21 protein-coding genes are annotated in these 18,919 nt (G+C 65.0%); 4 read left to right on the top strand and 17 right to left on the bottom strand.

Annotated elements, in window-relative coordinates:
* Positions 1-6: 6 nt before the first annotated feature.
* From WI560_RS18580 to WI560_RS18590, 3 genes are all read right to left on the bottom strand, one after another.
* A complete protein-coding gene (locus WI560_RS18580; protein WP_375304341.1) occupies positions 7-801 on the bottom strand; it encodes an ATP12 family chaperone protein in 795 nt (264 codons plus the stop codon).
* A 73-nt stretch (positions 802-874) separates the two neighbouring features.
* On the bottom strand, positions 875-1,183 hold the full coding sequence (locus tag WI560_RS18585; protein ID WP_375304342.1) for a hypothetical protein: 309 nt from the start codon (positions 1,181-1,183) through the stop codon (positions 875-877).
* A gap of 31 nt (positions 1,184-1,214) precedes the next feature.
* Entirely contained in the window at positions 1,215-2,453 is a 1,239-nt protein-coding gene (locus tag WI560_RS18590) for an RluA family pseudouridine synthase (RefSeq protein ID WP_375304343.1), read from the bottom strand.
* Positions 2,454-2,590: 137 nt separating this feature from the next.
* On the opposite strand from WI560_RS18590, the gene WI560_RS18595 reads away from it, so the two are divergent.
* Positions 2,591-3,229: a hypothetical protein gene (locus WI560_RS18595; protein ID WP_375304344.1), complete on the top strand. Its 639-nt coding sequence runs from the start codon at positions 2,591-2,593 to the stop codon at positions 3,227-3,229.
* Between the two features lie 71 nt (positions 3,230-3,300).
* Here WI560_RS18595 and WI560_RS18600 read toward each other — a convergent pair whose 3' ends face one another.
* Positions 3,301-4,635, bottom strand: a complete 1,335-nt coding sequence (locus tag WI560_RS18600) for a replication-associated recombination protein A (protein WP_375304345.1) — start codon at positions 4,633-4,635, stop codon at positions 3,301-3,303.
* On the bottom strand, positions 4,632-6,038 hold the full coding sequence (locus tag WI560_RS18605) for a DegQ family serine endoprotease (protein WP_375304346.1): 1,407 nt from the start codon (positions 6,036-6,038) through the stop codon (positions 4,632-4,634). Before WI560_RS18605 ends, WI560_RS18600 begins: the two co-directional genes overlap by 4 nt.
* A gap of 313 nt (positions 6,039-6,351) precedes the next feature.
* On the opposite strand from WI560_RS18605, the gene WI560_RS18610 reads away from it, so the two are divergent.
* Complete coding sequence (locus tag WI560_RS18610; protein ID WP_375304347.1) at positions 6,352-7,965, top strand: OprO/OprP family phosphate-selective porin; 1,614 nt, start codon at positions 6,352-6,354, stop codon at positions 7,963-7,965.
* Between the two features lie 167 nt (positions 7,966-8,132).
* Here WI560_RS18610 and WI560_RS18615 read toward each other — a convergent pair whose 3' ends face one another.
* Positions 8,133-8,510, bottom strand: coding sequence for a winged helix-turn-helix transcriptional regulator (locus WI560_RS18615; protein WP_375304348.1), 378 nt, complete (start codon positions 8,508-8,510; stop codon positions 8,133-8,135).
* Between the two features lie 120 nt (positions 8,511-8,630).
* On the opposite strand from WI560_RS18615, the gene WI560_RS18620 reads away from it, so the two are divergent.
* Entirely contained in the window at positions 8,631-9,644 is a 1,014-nt protein-coding gene (locus tag WI560_RS18620; RefSeq protein WP_375304349.1) for a zinc-binding alcohol dehydrogenase family protein, read from the top strand.
* 107 nt (positions 9,645-9,751) lie between these two features.
* Here the strand turns inward: WI560_RS18620 and WI560_RS18625 are convergent, their stop codons facing one another.
* Together WI560_RS18625 and WI560_RS18630 are read right to left on the bottom strand one after the other, a co-directional pair.
* Positions 9,752-10,048, bottom strand: coding sequence for a DUF1330 domain-containing protein (locus tag WI560_RS18625; protein WP_375304350.1), 297 nt, complete (start codon positions 10,046-10,048; stop codon positions 9,752-9,754).
* An 8-nt stretch (positions 10,049-10,056) separates the two neighbouring features.
* The gene (locus WI560_RS18630; RefSeq protein ID WP_375304351.1) at positions 10,057-10,845 is read right to left on the bottom strand and encodes an SDR family NAD(P)-dependent oxidoreductase; all 789 of its coding nucleotides are present in this window, start codon (positions 10,843-10,845) and stop codon (positions 10,057-10,059) included.
* A gap of 200 nt (positions 10,846-11,045) precedes the next feature.
* Here WI560_RS18630 and WI560_RS18635 point away from each other — a divergent pair, with 200 nt between their 5' ends.
* Positions 11,046-12,023 (top strand): Bug family tripartite tricarboxylate transporter substrate binding protein, encoded by a 978-nt coding sequence (locus WI560_RS18635; protein WP_375304352.1) that lies wholly within the window; start codon positions 11,046-11,048, stop codon positions 12,021-12,023.
* 78 nt (positions 12,024-12,101) lie between these two features.
* Here WI560_RS18635 and rplQ read toward each other — a convergent pair whose 3' ends face one another.
* The 9 genes from rplQ to rpsE form a co-directional block, all read right to left on the bottom strand.
* Entirely contained in the window at positions 12,102-12,518 is a 417-nt protein-coding gene (gene rplQ / locus WI560_RS18640; RefSeq protein WP_025036979.1) for a 50S ribosomal protein L17, read from the bottom strand.
* 146 nt (positions 12,519-12,664) lie between these two features.
* Positions 12,665-13,696, bottom strand: coding sequence for a DNA-directed RNA polymerase subunit alpha (locus WI560_RS18645; protein ID WP_049820165.1), 1,032 nt, complete (start codon positions 13,694-13,696; stop codon positions 12,665-12,667).
* Between the two features lie 114 nt (positions 13,697-13,810).
* Positions 13,811-14,200 (bottom strand): 30S ribosomal protein S11, encoded by a 390-nt coding sequence (rpsK, locus tag WI560_RS18650; RefSeq protein ID WP_007603045.1) that lies wholly within the window; start codon positions 14,198-14,200, stop codon positions 13,811-13,813.
* A 122-nt stretch (positions 14,201-14,322) separates the two neighbouring features.
* Complete coding sequence (gene rpsM, locus WI560_RS18655) at positions 14,323-14,691, bottom strand: 30S ribosomal protein S13 (protein ID WP_028137012.1); 369 nt, start codon at positions 14,689-14,691, stop codon at positions 14,323-14,325.
* A 185-nt stretch (positions 14,692-14,876) separates the two neighbouring features.
* The gene (locus tag WI560_RS18660; protein WP_375304353.1) at positions 14,877-15,779 is read right to left on the bottom strand and encodes an adenylate kinase; all 903 of its coding nucleotides are present in this window, start codon (positions 15,777-15,779) and stop codon (positions 14,877-14,879) included.
* A 266-nt stretch (positions 15,780-16,045) separates the two neighbouring features.
* A complete protein-coding gene (gene secY, locus WI560_RS18665; RefSeq protein WP_375304354.1) occupies positions 16,046-17,377 on the bottom strand; it encodes a preprotein translocase subunit SecY in 1,332 nt (443 codons plus the stop codon).
* A 151-nt stretch (positions 17,378-17,528) separates the two neighbouring features.
* Positions 17,529-18,014: a 50S ribosomal protein L15 gene (gene rplO / locus WI560_RS18670; protein ID WP_028137015.1), complete on the bottom strand. Its 486-nt coding sequence runs from the start codon at positions 18,012-18,014 to the stop codon at positions 17,529-17,531.
* A gap of 76 nt (positions 18,015-18,090) precedes the next feature.
* Positions 18,091-18,285, bottom strand: coding sequence for a 50S ribosomal protein L30 (rpmD, locus tag WI560_RS18675; protein WP_011088137.1), 195 nt, complete (start codon positions 18,283-18,285; stop codon positions 18,091-18,093).
* A 25-nt stretch (positions 18,286-18,310) separates the two neighbouring features.
* Positions 18,311-18,907, bottom strand: a complete 597-nt coding sequence (gene rpsE, locus WI560_RS18680) for a 30S ribosomal protein S5 (RefSeq protein WP_014494507.1) — start codon at positions 18,905-18,907, stop codon at positions 18,311-18,313.
* Between the last annotated feature and the right edge of the window lie 12 nt (positions 18,908-18,919).

Below are 18,919 nucleotides of genomic sequence, written 5' to 3' on the forward strand. Positions count from 1 at the left end.
CTCTCGTTAAGGACCTCCGGCCAATGGCGCCTTGGCCGCCGCCAATACCGTCACGGCGGCCTCGAAATCCCGCAGGCGCGTGGCCCGGCGGGCGGCCGCCTCCTCGTCCACGCCCCATTGCTCGGCGTTCCAGTCCTCATCGACATGGGCGGCGGCCCAGACCTGGCCGGCATCGCGCACGCCATGGGCCAGTGCCAAGGCCAGCAGCGCCGAACCGGTCAGGGTCGTCACCATGTGGAGCGCGGCGACCGACCAGGCGTCCTCGGGCAGCGCGGCACGCGCGATCCGGAGCGCCTCGTCCGGCTGCTTCACGTGCATGACGCCCTCGGACAGGATGAAATGCGCTCCCAGCGCCTCCGCCGCCCAGAACAGCACGGGGTCCCAATGCGCCGCCTCGCGGGCGACCAGCCCTTCGGGGTGGCCGGCGCGATAGAACAGCAGGTCGGACTCGAAGTATTTGGCGAGATCATCGCTGACCAGCCCGACGCGGTCGACGACGCCTTCCACCACACTGTTGGCAATCCGTGTCAGCGGCATGCTCACCGGATCGATGCTCTCGCCCTGGGCCGCCCATTCCGCGGCCACGGCATCGGCGAGCGTCCGCGCCGGGATCACCACCTGGCGGCCGGACGGCGTGCGGATCGGCCTGCCATCGAGCGTGATGGCAAAACCGCCCTCGGCGTCAGTGACACCGGCCTCCTTGTAGAAGCGCTTGCGCAGCGGCGTGCGCGCGGAGGCGCGCGCCGATTCCCGCGGATCCGGCGGGGGCTGGCTTGCTGCTTCTTCGAACAATTCGCGCATCGGTCTTTCGGTCCCTGTCGTTCGTCAAGTTACCTGGGTCGCAATGGCTTCGCCATGACGTCCATCAGTGCTGCTAGTTTGCGCAGCTTCGGGCATAGGTGCCGCGATCGGCCGGGCCCAGCCCCGCGGCTGCGGCGTCGTCGAGGCATTTTGTGACGCGGTCGCTGAACGAATTGCGCGGCAGCGGCTGGTAGTTGTAGCGCGGCGGTGCGTCGAACTGCGGTACCTTGGGCGCCTCGATCTTCGGCGGCGGTGGCGGCGCCGGCAGCGGTGGAGCGAGCCGTGAGGCGCCCGGCAGCACATATTGCGCGTGGACAGCCTGCCCCGCCCCTAGCGCGGCCAACACCACAAGACTGATCGAGAGCCGTGTCATGGGCGACATGTCGTGCCTCCGCCGCGCACGTTCAACCCGGCTATTCCTCCGGCGCGTTCTCGATCGGATCAAACCGGCTGGCATCGAGCCCGAGCAGGTTCCATGACTGCTGCATGTGCGGCGGCAGCGGCGCGGTGGCGTCGATCACGCCGCCGCGCGGATGCGGAATGACGATGCGGCGTGCCAAGAGATGCAGCCGGTTCTGCAGGCCGCCCGGCAACTGCCAGTTCTCGATGTTGAAATATTTGGGATCGCCGACGATGGGATGACCGATATGGGCCATGTGGGCGCGCAGCTGGTGGGTGCGGCCCGTCACCGGCTTCAGCGACACCCAGGTGAGCTTGTTGCCGGCGGTCTCGACCACCGCGTAATAGGTCACCGCGTGGCTGGCGCCCTCGTCGCCGTGCTGGGCGATGCGCATGATGGTATCGTCCTCGCTCTCCTCCTTCGCGAGGAAAGTCGAGATGCGGCCCTGCTTCGGCTTCGGCAGGCCCGGCACCAGCGCCCAATAGACTTTGCGCGCCGACCGCGAGCGGAACGCGCCGGTGAGATGCGAAGCCGCAAAGCGCGTCTTGGCGACCAGCAGGCAGCCCGACGTCTCGCGATCGATGCGGTGCACGAGGCGCGGCTTCTGGCCCTTGGCATCGCGCATCACCTCGAGCATCTGGTCGATGTGCCGCGTCATGCCCGAGCCGCCCTGCACGGCAAGGCCGGCCGGCTTGTTGAGGACGAGGACGTCGTCGTCCTCGTAGATCGTCATCTCCTTCAGCGCCTTGAGCGTCTTCTGCGCCGCGTCCGAGAGCTCGCCGACGACCTTCGGCGCGTCGAGCTTCAGCGGCGGGATGCGGACGCTCTGCCCCTCCTCGAGGCGGTCCTTGCTATCAACGCGCTTGCCGTCAACGCGCAGCTCGCCTTTGCGGACGACGCGCTGGATATGGGAGAACGACAGGCCGGGAAAGCGCGCCTCGAGGAAACGGTCGACGCGCATGTTGTTCTCGTCCGCCGTCACCTTGACGGTCTGCACCTTGGTCGGCAGCAAGGCTTCGACGGGTTTTTCGGGCGCAGGCCGTTCCAGGGCGGCATTAGGCGGGCGCCGCTCGACCCGTTCGGGCGCACGCCGCTCAACACGCTCACCGGCAAAGCGCGGCGGCTTACCGCCAGGCTTGCCGCCCGGACGCGGCCCGGCCTTCTTCGCGCCGCGCGCCTGATGCGGACGCGACTCATCGCGCTCGTCACGCGAGCGCGGCTTCGGGTTCATTCTCTTGATGCGGCGGCTCATGGTTGCCTGCCTACCCTAAAAGCGGACGTACGTCACCGCAAAATCAGTACGATGCAGCTGTTGCCCTAGCTATGCTAGATAGCAGCTCGTGGTTGAAAGCCCCGCCCAACGCCCGGAGGTGAAGCTTGGGATACAACATGTCCTGGATTTTGGTCGACGAGATCACCGAAGAGGCTCTGTACGATTGCCTCGATCTCGCTCCAACCGGAGAAATGCCCGATCGATACGATTTAGGAACCAGCTATGTGCCCCTGGCAGGAGCTGTCCTCAAGTCGGGATGGTGCGCTGTGTTCGCAAAATATACGCTGGTTATGGACGCAACTGTCGGGAAAACTCCGACACCGCTCACTAGGCTTCCAGCAAAATCCCGATGTATCACCTGCGTCGTTCTCGAGCATGCGATGGTCTCATACGCAAGCCTTTGGCAAGGCGGCCACCCGGTCTGGGAAATTTGGCACGACAGCGGCCAGGGACGTTCGCATCTTGAGGCGCGCGGAGACCTGCCTGTCGCGTTCAAGGAATTTTGCGACACGGCGATGAAGAAGCAACGCGCAGAGGACGCGCACGACAAACCTGGTGGCCGGGGAGTGGACTATGTTTTCGATGTCCCGATTGACACAGCCGCTTCGGTCGTCGGGTACCGCCACGATCGTGGAGTTGAGGAGGACTTCTTCAAAGCTCTACGCACGCTCACACCGGCTAACGGGAATGTCCTCACAAAGCTCAACGAGCCACCTGGATGTTGGCAGGCCGTAGGCTCCATAAACTACGAATAACTAGACGCAGGTCAGTTAAAGAACCGGAGTTCACGACCTAACCCGACCGATCGCACGTCGGCAGCCGCCTGCTACTTCCCGCCCCGCTCCTTGCGCAGCTTGGCCCAATAATCCAGCCGCTTCCGGATCTCGCGCTCGAAGCCGCGCTCGGGCGGGTCGTAGAAGGTCTGGCGGCCCAGGGCTTCCGGAAAATAGTCCTGGCCGGAGAAGGCCTCGGGGGTGTCGTGGTCGTATTCGTAAGCTGCGCCGTAGCCTTCCGACTTCATCAGCTTGGTCGGGGAGTTGAGGATGTGCTTTGGCGGCAGCAGCGAGCCGGCCTGCTTGGCGACCTGCATCGCCGTGCCGAAGGCGGTGTAGACCGCGTTCGATTTCGGCGCGGTGGCGAGATAGACCACGGCCTGCGCGATGGCGAGCTCGCCCTCGGGATGGCCGAGAAAGTCGAAGGCGTCCTTGGCCGCGTTGGCGATGACGAGCGCCTGCGGGTCGGCCAGCCCGATGTCCTCGACCGCCATGCGCACGACGCGGCGGGCCAGGAACAGCGGGTCCTCGCCGGCGTCCAGCATCCGCGCGAGATAATACAGCGCCGCATCGGGATCGGAGCCGCGCACCGACTTATGCAGCGCCGAGATCAGGTTGTAATGGCCGTCAGCCGACTTGTCGTAGATCGGCGCGCGCCGCTGCAGGATCTCCTGCAATTGCGCGGCATTGAAGATCTCGTCCGCCCGCGCCGAACGCCAGACCTCTTCGGCCAGCGTCAGCGAGGCCCGCCCATCGCCATCAGCCATGCGCACCAGCACCGCACGCGCTTCCGCGTCGAGCGGCAGCTTCCTGCCCTCGACCGCCTCGGCGTGCGCGAACAGCTTTTCGATCGCGGCCGCATCGAGCGAGCGGAACACCAGGACGCGCGCGCGCGACAGAAGCGCGGCGTTGAGCTCGAAGGACGGGTTCTCGGTGGTGGCGCCCACCATCACCACCGTGCCGTCCTCCATCACCGGCAGAAACGAATCCTGCTGGGCACGATTGAATCTGTGGACCTCGTCGACGAACAACAGCGTGCCCTTGCCCATCTCGCGGCGGGCGCTCGCGGCGTCGAAGGCTTTCTTGAGGTCGGCGACGCCGGAGAACACCGCGGAAATCTGCTCGAAATGCAGGTCCGTCGCATCCGCCAGCAGTCGCGCCACCGTGGTCTTGCCGGTGCCAGGCGGTCCCCAGAATATCAGCGAGCCCAGCGTGCGCGTCTCCAGCATGCGCGTCAGCGCACCGTCGGGGCCGAGGATATGGTCCTGGCCGACGACCTCCGACAACAGGCGCGGGCGCAAGCGATCCGGCAGCGGATGCGGCGCATCGTGGTCGAGCCCCGCCGCGGCGAAGAGCGTTGGCGTCTCTTGTGGTCGCTTCGAACTCATCCGCCCAGCGTGACGTTGATCTGCTGGCCGCCACGCACCAGCGTGATGCGCCAGATCCGCGCACGCTCGGCTGCGGCCTTCTCAAGGTCTCCGGTCTTGCTGATCTTCTGGTTGTTGACGGCCAGGATGATGTCGCCCTTCTGGAATCCGACATTCGCAGCCGCGCTGTCGCCGGCGAGCTCGGTGATCACGACGCCTTCGGTGTCGGCGTCCAGACGCAGCTCGTCGGCGACTGCCGGCGTGATGGTCGAAACCTTCGCGCCCTGGAACGGCGAACGCGCGGTGACGACGAGCTCGTTGCGTCCCGTGTCGGGCGCAGTCTCCAGCGTTACCGTCAGCTTCAGCGGCTTGCCGCCGCGCTGCACGTCGATCTGCGCCGTGCCGCCGAGCAGACGGGTGGCGAAGCGATAATCGAACGCATTGGGATCGTCCACCGTCTGGCCGTCGATCCCGGTGATCAGATCGGAAGATTTCAGGCCGGCCTTCGCCGCAGGGCCGCCCGACACCACGCTCGCGACCAGCGCACCGGTCGGCGAGCGCAGGCCGAGGCTCTCGGCGATCTCGGGCGTCACCGCCTGCAACTTTGCACCCAACCATGGCCGCTTCACCGCTTTGCCGCCGCTCTTGGCGGAGGCGACGACGACGCGCACCATGTTGGCAGGAATTGCAAAGCCGATACCTTGCGAGCCGCCGGAGCGCGAGTAGATCGCGGTGTTGATGCCGGCGAGCCGGCCATTCATGTCGACCAGCGCACCGCCGGAATTGCCGGGATTGATCGCCGCATCGGTCTGGATGAAGAACTGGTAGTCGGTGATGCCGACCTGCGTGCGCGCAAGCGCCGAGATAATGCCGTGGGTCACGGTCTGGCCGACGCCGAAGGGATTGCCGATCGCCAGCACGACGTCGCCGACCAGCAGCTCATCGGAATTGGTGAATTCGAGCGCCGGAAACTTCTCCTTTGAATCCTTCAGGCGCAGCACCGCAAGATCGGTACGGGAATCCTTGAGCACGATCTCGGCCTCGAACTCGCGCTTGTCCGACAGCGACACCTTCACCTGGTCGGCGCCTTCGATGACATGGACGTTGGTGACGACGAGGCCGGACGTATCGACGATGACACCGGAGCCGAGCGAGCGCTGCACCTGCTCGGGCTGCTGGCCCGGCACGCCGAAGAAGCGGCGGAAGATCGGATCGTCCAGCAGCGGATTGCGATTCTGCACCACCTTGGCGGCATAGACGTTGACGACGGCCGGCTGAACCCGCTGCACGATCGGCGCATAGGACAGCCGCAGCTCGGCCTGCGAGGACGGGACGCGGCGGTCCTGCGCTGAGGCCGGATCGAACTGGGCGGAAAAGGTTATGCACAAGGCCGTGACGGCGGCGGTCCAGATCGATCGAAACATTCCTACCTCTTGGAAAAGACGCCGGAATATAGGCGCGTTCGCCCCTCAATAGAAGGGCGCGGGGTGGCAATATTCGGCCTCATTCCGACGGCTCGGGCCCGAGCCAGGCGTGCGAAACGGCAACTTGCCGGCGGGGCCGATTGGCATGACACGCATCATCTTGCATGCTCGCTCTCGGCGGATTCGGTTGCGACGAATTTGCATCAGCGGGAACCAGCGCAACCGAGGCTTGCCGTCGCGGGGCAGTCATCGAGCGCTCTTAGGCTCCGCGCCTACGACTTGGGGAAGTTGGTCCAACCGATGGAGTGATGACGTGAGCAGGACAAGAATTGCAGCCACGGCGATTGGCCTCGCCGGCGCACTGGCCGCCTCGCAGGCCCAGGCCCAATCAGCAAGCAGCAGCGAGCAGGAGATCGCGCTGCTGAAGCAGCAGTTGAAGCTGCTGGAGCAGAAGCTCGACAAGCTCCAGAGTCAAACCGCCGCAAACTCGGCGGCCGCGGCGAAAACCAGGGCCGAAGCAAAGGCCGAAGCGAAGGCCGAGGCGCGCTCGGAGGCAAAGGCGGTCGTTGCCAACGCCAATGCGGCGCTTCCCGTCAAGGGGCCGGCCCCGGCATCCGGCGTCGTCGTGACGATGCCGAACAACCGCCCGACGATCTGCACCGCCGACCAGGCCAATTGCGTCGGCATCACCAGCCGCCTGCACTGGGATGTCGGCGGCTACGACTATCGGCCCAACACGGCGGCGACCGCGCCGCAGAAGCTCGACAGCGGCCAGAACGTCCGCCGTGCGCGCATCGGCGTCACCGGCAAGTTCTTCAACGACTGGAACTTCGCGCTTGTCTACGATTTCGGCGGCTCCTCCGACGGATTTGGCGGCGCCGCGCCAGGCTCGCTACCGGGCGGCGGCCTCTCTGGCGTCGAGAACGCCTATCTCAGCTATACCGGCCTGAAACCGTTCGGCGGGCGGATGGCGATCGAGGCCGGCATCATGGACCTGCCCTACACTATGGACGAGGCCACCAGCTCCAACGACATCATGTTCATGGAGCGCGCCTCACCGGGTGTGATCGCGACCAACATCGCTGCCGGCGACTTCCGTTCCGCAGCCGGTGCGCGCTGGTACAATGACCAGCTCTGGATCGGCGGCTATGTCACGGGACCGTCGACCGGCGCGATCCACTCCGCCTCGAGTGTCTCGCCCCCTGGCACGAGCGAGCAATATGGCGCGGTCGCCCGCGTGGCCGGTAATCCCATCAGCGCAAAGGACTACTCCGTGCATATCGGCGCCAATGCGCAATGGCTGATTCAGCCGCCGCGCAATCTGATCGCCAACACCCAGACGGTCACGCTCAGCGATCGTCCGGAATTGCGCCTCGATCCGACCACGCTGATCTCCACCGGCGCCATCGCCAATGCCTCTGGCGCGCAGGTCTACAGCGTGGAGGCGGCGGCGACCTACGGACCCCTCATCGTCCAGGGCGAGTACTTCTGGTACAATGTCGACCGCACCGCCAACACCGGCGTGCCGCTGGTGGGAGCACCGAGCCTGAAATTCCAGGGCGGCTATGCGCAGGCCGGCTACGTGCTGACGGGCGAAGGGCGAACCTACAATGCGGCGAACGCCGCCTATCATGGCGTCAAGCCGGCCCATCCGTTCTCGCTCGACGGCGGCGGCTGGGGCGCGTGGGAAATCGCGGGACGGTTCTCGACCGTCGACCTCAACGATCAGCTTGCAACCGCGACCGGCGTCGCCGGCGGCCGGCAGACCGTCTACACGCTGGCGCTCAATTGGTACGTCAACGGCAATGTCCGCTTCATGCTGGACTATCTGCACGGCACCGTGTCGCGACAGGCCTCGCCGGTCTCGACCGCCGATGTCGGCTCGAAGTTCGACGCGGTCGCGATGCGCACGCAGTTTGCGTTCTGAACCCGGTGTCGTCCCGGGGCGCGCGACAGCGCGAACCCGGGGCCCATAACCACAGGCGGACGTGATCTGGCAAACTTGGAGTTGCGGGCTCGCACCACAATTGCTCCCTGGGGTTATGGGCCCCCGCGGGGACGACATCCAGAGCTTGGCGGCAGACGCCCCACTCACTACGCCGCGCGCCTCGGCTTCCTCACCACCACCGGCTCAGGCGCGCAGGACAGCCGCTCCTGATGGCTCTCGCCCCAGGTCTTCAGGGTGTCGATGACCGGCTTGAGGCTCTCGCCGAGCTCGGAGAGGCAGTACTCCACCCGCGGCGGCACCTCGGCATAGACCCTGCGGATGACGAGCTTGTCCTCCTCCAGAGCGCGCAGCTGCTTTGTCAGCATGCGCTGGGTGATGCCGGGCATCCGGCGGCGCAATTCGCCGAAGCGCTGCGTGCCGCTCTGCAGGTGATAGAGGATCACGCCCTTCCACTTGCCGTCGATCAGGTCCAGCGTCGCCTCGACCGCGCAGCCGGGGCGACGGGCAAAATTGCGCCGTTTCATGCGTCTTTCCCAATAGTATCCAAACAGGGACTATATCCCCGAATTTACAGTACTTGCCAAATCGGAGCCAGAGCGACAGTTAGGACGGCAGGCGAGCATGCCATCTGATGGAGACAAGCCATGAAGGCCGTCGGCTACAAGAAATCGCTTCCGATCGAGGACGCGGATTCGCTGTTCGATTTCGAGACCGCAAAACCGGAGCCCAAGGGGCGCGACATCCGCGTCGCCGTAAAGGCGATCTCGGCCAATCCGGTCGATTACAAGGTTCGCAAGCGCGCAGCCCCGCCCGAGGGCGAGACCAAGATCCTGGGCTATGACGCAGCCGGCGTGGTCGATGCCGTCGGGCCCGAGGTAACGTTGTTCAAGCCGGGCGACGAGGTGTTTTACGCCGGCTCGATCCTGCGCCAGGGCACCAATGCCGAATTCCACCTGGTCGACGAACGCATCGTCGGCAACAAGCCGAAGAGCCTGTCCTTCGCGCAAGCAGCCGCCCTTCCCCTCACCTCCATCACCGCCTGGGAATTGCTGTTCGACCGGCTCGGCGCGGTGCCTGGCAAGAGCGTCGATCCGCGCACGCTGCTGATCACCGGCGGCGCCGGCGGCGTCGGCTCGATCCTGATCCAGCTTGCCCGCCGCCTCACCGGCCTCACGGTGCTCGCCACCGCGACGCGGCCGGAATCGCGGACATGGTGCCTCGATCTCGGCGCGCATGCCGTGATCGACCACGGCAAGCCGATGAAGGAGCAGATCGAGAAGCTCAAGCTGCCGCCGGTCGCGCTGGTAGCGAGCCTCACTTTCACTGAACAGCACTACAAGGCGATCGCGGACTTCATGGCGCCGCAGGGCAAGTTCGGCCTGATCGACGATCCTCCGGAATTCACCATGAGCACGTTCAAGGGCAAGGCGATCTCGGTGCACTGGGAATCGATGTTCACGCGCTCCTCGTTCCAGACGGCAGACATGATCGCGCAGCATCATCTGCTGAACGACGTCGCCGACCTCATCGACAAGGGCGTGCTGCGCACCACGCTCGACCAGACCTTCGGCACGATCAACGCCGCCAACCTCAAACGCGCGCATGCGCTGCTCGAGAGCGGCAAATCGCGCGGCAAGATCGTGCTGGAGGGATGGTAGGCGAACGCGTAGCAGGGTGGGCAAAGGCGCACTTGCGCCGTGGCCCACCATCTCGCTCGGCCGCAAAAAGTGCGTGGGCACGCTTCGCTTTGCCCACCCTACGGCAGTCACGCTTCCGGCATGCCCTCGACGAACAGCAGCCGCCGTTCGAGCGCCGTCCGGCGCAACTTCAACGCCTCGGCATATTCCGGCGAGGCGTACCATTCCTTCAGCCTCGCCATCGACGGAAATTCGACGATGACGATCGCCTTCGCTGGGAGGTTGCCTTCGGCAAGCTCGGCCTTGCCACCACGGACGAGATAGCGTCCGCCGTAGTGTGCGATCGTCTTCGCGGCAAGCCTGCGATAGGCTTCAAATCCGCCCGCGTCGCGCATCTCGACTTCAGAGACCACATAGGCTGTCATGCGCGGCCTCAGGCAATGGTGTTGACGATACCGCCTTCTGCGCGCAGCGCCGCGCCGTTGGTGGCGGACGCCTGCTTCGAGGCGACGTAGACCACCATGTTGGCAATCTCGTCGACGCTGGCAAAGCGCTGGAGCAGCGAGCTCGGCCGATGCTGCTTGACGAAATTGGCGGCGGCCTCGTCCACCGACTGGCCGTTCTGCCTGGCGAGATCCTTCACGAAAGTTTCGACGCCCTCCGACATGGTCGGGCCCGGCAGCACGGAATTGACGGTGACACCCGTGCCGCGGGTGAGCTGCGCCAGGCCGCGGGCGACCGAGAGCTGCGCCGTCTTGGTCATGCCGTAATGGATCATCTCGACCGGAATGTTCAGCCCGGACTCCGAGGAGATGAAGACGATGCGGCCCCAATTGCGCTGGAGCATGCCCTTCATGTAGGCCCGCGACAGCCGCACGCCGCTCATGACGTTGACCTCGAAGAAGCGGCTCCAGTCCTCATCGGGAATGTCGAAGAAGTCCTTGGGCTCGAAGATGCCGGCATTGTTGACGAGGATGTCGACCTCCGGCAGCGCCGCCACGAGCGCCTTGCAACCCGAGGCGGTCGAGACGTCGGCGGCGATGCCGCGAACCCCGGCGCCCGTCCCTTCCAGCTTGCGCACGGCGGCATCGACCTTGTCCTGGCCGCGGCCGTTGATCACGACGCTGGCGCCGGAGGCCGCCAGGCCTTTGGCGATGGCGTGGCCGATGCCTGCGGTCGAGCCGGTCACCAGGGCGGTTTTTCCGGAAAGGTCGATGTTCATGTAATATCTCCATCAGATCGATGACGGGGATATCGGTCGCGGTGGACCGGCCCGCAATCGGAGCTCACCAATCAGTGAGACGCTCGGACGCTGTTCCGGCAGCAATGGGATCCCTCGCCCCAGCTCGACCGCAGGTGGAATGATTATTGCTAATCCAGACCCGAGCATCTTCGCTCATGCGAACACGGAAGGACCAAGCGATGAAGAGAACCGCCCTCACTGTTGCGCTCGGGTTGCTCGGCCTGATGGGCAGCAATTCGCTCGCGCCAGCGCAAGCGGTCTATCCGGACAAGGCCCTGCAATTGGTCGTCCCCTTCCCGCCCGGCGGCGCCTCCGACGTGGTGGCGCGCATCATCGGCGGCGAGCTGGAGACGCGGCTCGGCAAGCCCGTGATCATCATCAACCGCCCCGGCGGCGGCACCACGATTGCGGCCAAGGAAGTCGCGCGAGCGGCGCCGGACGGATACACCCTGTTCTTCAGCTCGAACTCGAGCTTCACGCTGCCGGCAGCCGTCAAGGAAACCGTGCCTTACGACGCGGCCAAGGATTTCGAGCCGCTCGGCCAGGTCGGCAAGATCACGCTGGTGCTGGTCACCTACAAGGACAATCCGGTCAAGGACGTGGCTGCGCTCGTCGCTGAAGCCAAGGCCAATCCCGACAAGCTCTCGTTGGCATCCTTCGGCGTCGCGACCGTCTCGCACTTTGCCGGCGAATTGTTCAAATCGGCGGCCGGGATCAAGATGGTCCACCTGCCCTACAAGGGCAGCGCGCCGGCGATGAACGACCTCATCGGCAAGCACATCCAGTACCACGTCGACACGGTGATCGCGGTCAAGCCGCAGATCGAGGCGGGGACCGTCAAGGTGCTCGCCGCGTTCTCGGCCAAGCGCACGCCGTTCCTGCCTGACGTGCCGACACTCGCCGAGCTCGGCTATGGCAACATCGACTTCGCCTCATGGGGCGCCGTGGTCGCTCCCAAGGGCCTGCCGCCGGCCGTTCGCGACAAGCTCTCTGCAACGCTGGAGGAGACGATCAAAAATCCCGCCGTGGCCGAGCGCTTCGCCAAGGTCGGCTTCGAGCCCGGCTTCGCGCGCTACAGCGATTGGGCCGGAGCGATCGGCAAGGAGACCGCCGACATGAAGGACATCGCGCAAAAGTCGGGGATCAAGGAGGAATAGTCCCGCGCATCTGCGCCGGTCCCAGACGCAAAAACGGCGCCCGAGGGCGCCGTTTTCAATCCATATCCGCTGAGTGGCTTACGCCGCCTCGGCTTCCTTTTCCTGCACGGGGCCGGAATCCTGGCCCTTGGCATCGACGTCGCGGTCGACAAACTCGATCACGGCCATCGCGGCGTTGTCGCCGTAGCGGAAGCCGGCCTTGATGATGCGGGTGTAGCCGCCCTGGCGGTCCTTGTAGCGGGTCGCCAGCGTGTCGAAGAGCTTCTTGACCATGTCGACGTCGCGCAGCTCCGAGATCGCCTGGCGGCGCAGCGACAGACCGCCCTTCTTGCCGAGGGTGACGAGCTTCTCGACGATCGGACGAAGCTCCTTGGCCTTCGGCAGCGTGGTGACGATCTGCTCGTGCTTGATCAGCGCGGCCGCCATGTTGGCGAACATCGCCTTGCGGTGCTCGGCCGTGCGGTTGAGCTTCCGATGAACCTTGCCGTGACGCATGTGAGTAGTCCTTCTCGATTGTGTCGCGGTGGTTCAGCGACTGGTTTCAGGTGGGCTGCCTGCGTTCGCCCTGGGGCGCGAGTGGCGAATGGTGAGTAGCGAATAGATCTTCTTCCCCTATTCGCCACTCCCTACTCGCCATTCGCTCAGTAATGATCCTCGAAGCGCTTGGCGAGCTCGTCGATGTTCTCCGGCGGCCAGCCCGGCACTTCCATGCCGAGATGCAGACCCATCTGGGCCAGCACTTCCTTGATCTCGTTCAGCGACTTGCGGCCGAAGTTCGGGGTACGGAGCATTTCGGCTTCGCTCTTCTGCACGAGGTCGCCGATATAGACGATGTTGTCGTTCTTCAGGCAGTTGGCCGAACGCACCGACAGCTCGAGCTCGTCCACCTTCTTGAGGAAGGCCGGGTTGAAGGCGAGGTCCGGGATGATCTCCTGGGCGACTTCCTTGCGCGGCTCTTCGAAGTTGACGAAGACGTTGAGCTGGTCCTGCAGGATGCGGGCGGCGTAAGCCACCGAGTCATCCGGCGAGATCGCGCCGTTGGTCTCGATCGTCATGGTCAGCTTGTCGTAGTCGAGGATCTGGCCCTCGCGGGTGTTCTCGACCTTGTAGGAGACCTTGCGGACCGGCGAGTACAGGCTGTCGACCGGGATCAGGCCGATCGGCGCATCCTCGGGACGGTTGCGCTCGGCGGGCACGTAGCCCTTGCCGGTGGCGACCGTGAACTCCATGCGGATCTCGGCGCCCTCGTCGAGGGTGCAGATCTGCAGGTCCGGGTTGAGCACGACGACGTCGCCGACGGTCTGGATGTCACCGGCGGTGACGACGCCCGGGCCCTGCTTCTTCACGACCATGCGCTTGGGGCCTTCGCCCTGCATCTTGATCGAGATGTCCTTGATGTTGAGCACGATGTCGGTGACGTCCTCACGGACGCCCGCGATCGAGGAGAACTCGTGCAGCACGCCGTCGATGTGCACCGACTGCACCGCCGCGCCCTGGAGCGAGGAGAGCAGGATGCGGCGCAGCGCATTGCCGAGCGTCTGGCCGAAGCCACGCTCGAGCGGCTCGGCGACGATCGTCGCGAACCGCGAGGAATCGCTGCCGGGCGTAACCTGGAGCTTGTTCGGCCGAATCAGTTCTTGCCAATTTTTCTGGATCGTCACTGTTTCACCCATACAGGCCAGTCGAACTGCCATTGCAGACACTGGCGTTGGAGAAAGGCCGCAGGTCGCACCCACGGCTTCTTGCAAAGTCATTGCGGGCGCCGATGCGCCCGCAACTCGTAAAAATCAGACGCGACGACGCTTGCGCGGACGGCAACCGTTGTGCGGGATCGTGGTCACGTCGCGGATCGAGGTGACGGTGAAGCCGGCGGCCTGAAGCGCGCGGAGCGCCGATTCGCGGCCCGAACCGGGACCGGCGACTTCGACTTCCAGCGTCCGCATGCCGTGCTCCTGCGCCTTCTTGGACACGTCCTCGGCGGCAACCTGCGCGGCGTACGGGGTCGACTTGCGCGAGCCCTTGAAGCCCATCGTGCCGGCGGACGACCAGGCGATCGTGTTGCCCTGCGCGTCGGTGATGGTGATGGTCGTGTTGTTGAACGACGAGTTCACGTGCGCGACGCCGGAGGCGATGTTCTTGCGCTCACGACGACGAACGCGGGTGGCTTCCTTGCCCATTGAGTCCCTTTCCTGAAGATCTCAAACGCCGCCGTAATGCCAGCGGCTACACCTGTGGAACGAAAGGCGCGCGGCGAACGGGCATCCCCGGTTCGCCGCACGCCGCGACTAGATTCGAAAACTTACTTCTTCTTGCCGGCGATGGCTTTCGCCGGACCCTTGCGCGTGCGCGCATTGGTGTGGGTGCGCTGGCCGCGCACCGGCAGACCGCGACGATGACGCAGACCGCGATAGCAGCCGAGGTCCATCAGACGCTTGATGTTGATACCGACCTCGCGGCGCAGGTCGCCCTCGACGAGATAGTCGCGGTCGATCACTTCGCGGATCTGGAGCACTTCAGCGTCGCTGAGCTGATTGACGCGACGATCCACGGGGATCTTCACCTTCTCCAGGATCTCACTGGCGATCTTCTGACCGATGCCATGGATGTACTGGAGCGCGATCAGCACGCGCTTGTTGGTGGGAATGTTCACGCCGGCAATACGGGCCACGGCCTTCTCTCCTGTTGCCGATCCTCGTCAGGATCGGGCTTTAAGTGCTTGTGTTCTCGGGCAGGTGTTCACAAACGCGAACACGACGCCCTCCCCCGGTCTTCCTGGGGCCCGGCATCGTCTGAAACTATCCGACTTGGATGCGGGGCTTATTAGGGGATTCCGGGGGCTTTCGTCAACCGCTGCTAGCGCTTGGCTCGCTTTTTCGTGACCTTTTTTGCAGCCTTCCTGGCACCTTTCTTGACCGCCTTCTTGGCCGTCTTCTTGGCGGCCTTCTTCACCGCTTTCTTGACGGTCTTCTTGGCCGCCGTCTTGCGACCCTTGACGGCCTTCTTGGCCGCCTTTTTGGCGGATTTGGCCGGTTTGGCGGCCTTTTTGGCTGTTTTCACCGCCTTTTTGGCCGATTTCTTCGCCGCCTTGGCCTTCTTGGCGGGGGCGGCCCTGGCCGCGCTCCTGGTCTTGGCCTTGGTGGCTTCCTTGGCCTGCATCTTGGCGTCAGCCGCGCCCAATGCCTGGAGCTGGCGATCGATGGCGCGGGTGACCTCGTCGATGGCCATCATGCCGTCGATGGTGGAGAGCTTCCGGCGCTCGGAATAGTAGTGAATCAGCGGTTCCGTCTGACTGCGGTAGCTGGCGAGTCGCTTGGTCAGGACCTCCGGCGTGTCGTCGAGCCGGACCTCCTCGCCGCGCTCCCGCATCTGGGCGACGCGGGTCTCGACACGGTGCAGGAGCGCGCTCTCGTTGACGCGGAGCTCGATCACGGCGTCGAGCTTGAGGCGCTTGTCCTTGAGCAGCTCGTCCAGCGCTTCGGCCTGCGGCACGGTGCGCGGGAAGCCGTCGAGGATGAAACCGTTCTTGGCGTCCGGCTGGTCGATGCGATCGGAGATGATTCCGACCACGACCTCGTCGGGCACGAGGCCGCCGCTGGCCATGATCTCCTTGGCCTTCAGCCCGACCGGCGTTCCGGCCGCCACCGCAGCACGCAGCATGTCGCCGGTCGAGAGCTGGACGATGCCGTAGCGCTGCACCAGCAGCTGCGCCTGCGTCCCCTTGCCCGACCCCGGCGGTCCCAGAAGTATAATTCTCATCGGCGTACGCCCCCCGGATTGGTGAGCGATACGTCGCGCACCCGTGTTTGAAAAATCGCGAACAGTGCAAACCACAATCGGCGCTGCACCGCTACCCTACCATAGGGCAGCAGATGGGTGGACGCCAAGAAGGGCTTTGAAATCAGTGATTGCAGAGCAGTGAGAGCAGCTCTGCCGAAGCGACCGAGCGGTCGCCTCAGAGACCGCGCGCTGCTTGCGCGGCGAATCGGCGGCGCGGTTCGCGCCGCCTTCAGAGCACGCCGCCTTTAGCGGCGGCGGCCGCGCAGCTTCGACTTCCGGATCAGACCTTCATACTGGTGCGCCAGCAGATAGCCCTGCACCTGCGCCACCGTATCCATGGTGACGCTGACGACGATCAGCAGCGAGGTGCCGCCGAAGTAGAACGGCACCGAGGCGTACGAGATCAGGATCTCCGGGATCAAGCAGACGATCGCCAGATAGATCGCGCCGAGCACGGTGACGCGCGAGAGCACATAGTCGATATATTCCGCGGTGCGCTCGCCGGGCCGGATGCCCGGAATGAAGCCGCCGTGCTTCTTCAGATTGTCCGCGGTCTCGGTCGGGTTGAACACGATCGCGGTGTAGAAGAAGGCGAAGAAGACGATCAGCGCCAGATACATGAACAGGAACAGCGGACGGCCGTGGCCGAGCTGGGTGGTGATCCACTGGAACCATTCCGGCCCGCTGCCCGCGTTGAAATTCGCGACCGTCGTCGGCAGCAGCAGCAGCGAGGACGCGAAGATCGGCGGGATCACGCCGGAGGTGTTGAGCTTGAGCGGCAGATGCGAGGACTGGCCCTCGAACATCTTGTTGCCGACCTGGCGCTTCGGATACTGGATCAGGAGGCGGCGCTGCGCGCGCTCCATGAACACGATGAAGGCGATCACGGCGACGGCCATGATGATGACGACCAGGATCAGGCCGGTCGACATCGCGCCCTGACGGCCGAGTTCGAGCATGTTGGCGAGCGCCGCGGGCAACTCGGCGACGATGCCGGCGAGAATGATCAGCGAAATGCCGTTGCCGATGCCGCGCGAGGTGATCTGCTCGCCGAGCCACATCAGGAACATGGTGCCGCCGGTCAGCGTGATCGCGGTCGAGAGGCGGAAGAACATGCCGGGCTCGCTGACGACGTTGCCGGCGCCTTCGAGGCCGACCGCGATGCCGTAAGACTGGAACGCGGCCAGGATCACGGTGAGATAGCGGGTGTACTGGTTCAGCAGCTTGCGGCCGGACTCGCCCTCCTTCTTCAGCGCCTCGAGTTGCGGCGAGACGGTGGTGAGGAGCTGGATGATGATCGAGGCCGAGATATACGGCATGATGTTCAGCGCGAAGATCGCCATGCGGTGGATGCCGCCGCCGGCGAACATGTTGAACATGCCGAGGATGCCGCCCGCCTGCGAGCGGAATACCTGCTCCCAGACATTGGGATCGATGCCCGGAAGCGGGATATAGGTCCCGAGCCGATAAACGAGCAGCGCACCCAGGGTGAACCAGATGCGCTTCTTCAGTTCGTCAGCCTTGGCGAACGCACTGAAATTGAGATTGGCTGCCAGTTGTTCCGCTGCAGAGGCCATCTTGGACTTTCTCCCGCCGCCTATCGCGCCGTCATGCCCGCGGCCGGGCTACATTATACCGGACACCGGACATTATCTGGGGCTCGGCTTCGATAAGTCCATCGTCCCACATACGTAAAGGCCCGCGCGCCGCGGGCCGATGACGCAGTTGTTACGCCGCCTCGCCTTCTTCCTTGGCAGGGGCGAGAATCTTCACCGATCCGCCGGCCTTCTCGACCGCTTCGATCGCGGTCTTGCTGGCGCCGTGGACTTCGATGTTGAGCTTGGACTTGAGCTCGCCACGGCCGAGCAGCCGCAGGCCGCCCTTGGCGCGGCGCAGCACGCCGCCCTTCACCAGGGCCTCGACGTTCACGACGCTGCCGGCGTCGATCTTCTTGGCATCGACCGCTTCCTGGAGCCGGTCGAGATTGATCTCGGCGAACTCGACGCGGAAGATGTTGTTGAAGCCGCGCTTGGGCAGGCGGCGATGCATCGGCATCTGGCCGCCTTCGAAACCCTTGATGCGCACGCCGGAACGCGCGGTCTGGCCCTTGCCGCCGCGGCCGGACTGCTTGCCCTTGCCCGAACCGATGCCGCGGCCGACGCGCATACGCTTCTTGCGCGAGCCGGCGTTGTCGGCGATATCGCTGAGCTTCATCGCCCTTCTCCTTGTGTCTTGCGCCTGATCTTCGCCGAAAACGGGTAGCCCGCCGTTCGGGATCGTGCGCCTTTGCTTACTTCTCGTCGACGATGCGGACGAGATGGTGAACCTTCTCGATCATGCCACGGACCGCCGGGGTATCCGGCAGTTCGCTGGTGCGGCCGATCTTGTTGAGCTTGAGCCCGATCAGCGTCGAGCGCTGCGAGTGATGGCGGCGGATCGCGCTGCCGGTCTGCTCGAGCTTGATCGTCTTTGCGGCCTTGGCCATGGGAGTCTACTCCGAAAAGCTTCCGTTAGTCGGCAGCCGCCTCGGCGTCGCCACCGATACGGCGGGACTGGAGGGTGGACACCTTGATATTGCGGCGGGCAGCGACCGAGCGCGGCGAGTCCTGGTGCTTCAGCGCGTCGAAGGTCGCACGAACCATGTTGTAGGGGTTCGACGAGCCGATCGACTTCGCCACCACGTCCTGGACGCCGAGCGTCTCGAACACGGCGCGCATCGGACCGCCGGCGATGATGCCGGTACCGGCCGGCGCTGCACGCAGGTAAACGCGGCCCGCGCCATGACGGCCGGCGATGTCGTGATGCAGCGTACGGCCCTCGCGCAGCGACACGCGGGTCAGGTTGCGCTTGGCGGATTCGGTGGCCTTGCGGATCGCCTCGGGCACTTCGCGCGCCTTGCCGTGACCGAAGCCGGCGCGGCCCTTCTGGTCGCCGATCACGACCAGCGCTGCGAAACCGAAGCGCTTGCCGCCCTTGACGACCTTGGCCACGCGATTGATGTGGACGAGCTTGTCGACGAACTCGCTGTCGCGCTCCTCGCGCTCCCTGCGTTCACGTCCGCCGCCGCGTTGATCGCGTCCACCACGTTGTTCGCGTTCAGCTGCCATGGTTTTTCCAAT

It is taken from the genome of Bradyrhizobium sp. A11 (assembly GCF_042077125.1).
GTDB lineage: Bacteria > Pseudomonadota > Alphaproteobacteria > Rhizobiales > Xanthobacteraceae > Bradyrhizobium > Bradyrhizobium japonicum_B.

Bases quoted from the DNA above. Each gene is read 5' to 3' on its own strand.
- WI560_RS18580 (WP_375304341.1), bottom strand. From the start codon at position 801: ATGCGCGAATTGTTCGAAGAAGCAGCAAGCCAGCCCCCGCCGGATCCG.
- WI560_RS18585 (WP_375304342.1), bottom strand. From the start codon at position 1,183: ATGTCGCCCATGACACGGCTCTCGATCAGTCTTGTGGTGTTGGCCGCG.
- WI560_RS18590 (WP_375304343.1), bottom strand. From the start codon at position 2,453: ATGAGCCGCCGCATCAAGAGAATGAACCCGAAGCCGCGCTCGCGTGAC.
- WI560_RS18595 (WP_375304344.1), top strand. From the start codon at position 2,591: ATGTCCTGGATTTTGGTCGACGAGATCACCGAAGAGGCTCTGTACGAT.
- WI560_RS18600 (WP_375304345.1), bottom strand. From the start codon at position 4,635: ATGAGTTCGAAGCGACCACAAGAGACGCCAACGCTCTTCGCCGCGGCG.
- WI560_RS18605 (WP_375304346.1), bottom strand. From the start codon at position 6,038: ATGTTTCGATCGATCTGGACCGCCGCCGTCACGGCCTTGTGCATAACC.
- WI560_RS18615 (WP_375304348.1), bottom strand. From the start codon at position 8,510: ATGAAACGGCGCAATTTTGCCCGTCGCCCCGGCTGCGCGGTCGAGGCG.
- WI560_RS18620 (WP_375304349.1), top strand. From the start codon at position 8,631: ATGAAGGCCGTCGGCTACAAGAAATCGCTTCCGATCGAGGACGCGGAT.
- WI560_RS18625 (WP_375304350.1), bottom strand. From the start codon at position 10,048: ATGACAGCCTATGTGGTCTCTGAAGTCGAGATGCGCGACGCGGGCGGA.
- WI560_RS18630 (WP_375304351.1), bottom strand. From the start codon at position 10,845: ATGAACATCGACCTTTCCGGAAAAACCGCCCTGGTGACCGGCTCGACC.
- WI560_RS18635 (WP_375304352.1), top strand. From the start codon at position 11,046: ATGAAGAGAACCGCCCTCACTGTTGCGCTCGGGTTGCTCGGCCTGATG.
- rplQ (WP_025036979.1), bottom strand. From the start codon at position 12,518: ATGCGTCACGGCAAGGTTCATCGGAAGCTCAACCGCACGGCCGAGCAC.
- WI560_RS18645 (WP_049820165.1), bottom strand. From the start codon at position 13,696: ATGGGTGAAACAGTGACGATCCAGAAAAATTGGCAAGAACTGATTCGG.
- rpsK (WP_007603045.1), bottom strand. From the start codon at position 14,200: ATGGGCAAGGAAGCCACCCGCGTTCGTCGTCGTGAGCGCAAGAACATC.
- WI560_RS18660 (WP_375304353.1), bottom strand. From the start codon at position 15,779: ATGAGAATTATACTTCTGGGACCGCCGGGGTCGGGCAAGGGGACGCAG.
- secY (WP_375304354.1), bottom strand. From the start codon at position 17,377: ATGGCCTCTGCAGCGGAACAACTGGCAGCCAATCTCAATTTCAGTGCG.
- rplO (WP_028137015.1), bottom strand. From the start codon at position 18,014: ATGAAGCTCAGCGATATCGCCGACAACGCCGGCTCGCGCAAGAAGCGT.
- rpmD (WP_011088137.1), bottom strand. From the start codon at position 18,285: ATGGCCAAGGCCGCAAAGACGATCAAGCTCGAGCAGACCGGCAGCGCG.
- rpsE (WP_014494507.1), bottom strand. From the start codon at position 18,907: ATGGCAGCTGAACGCGAACAACGTGGTGGACGCGATCAACGCGGCGGC.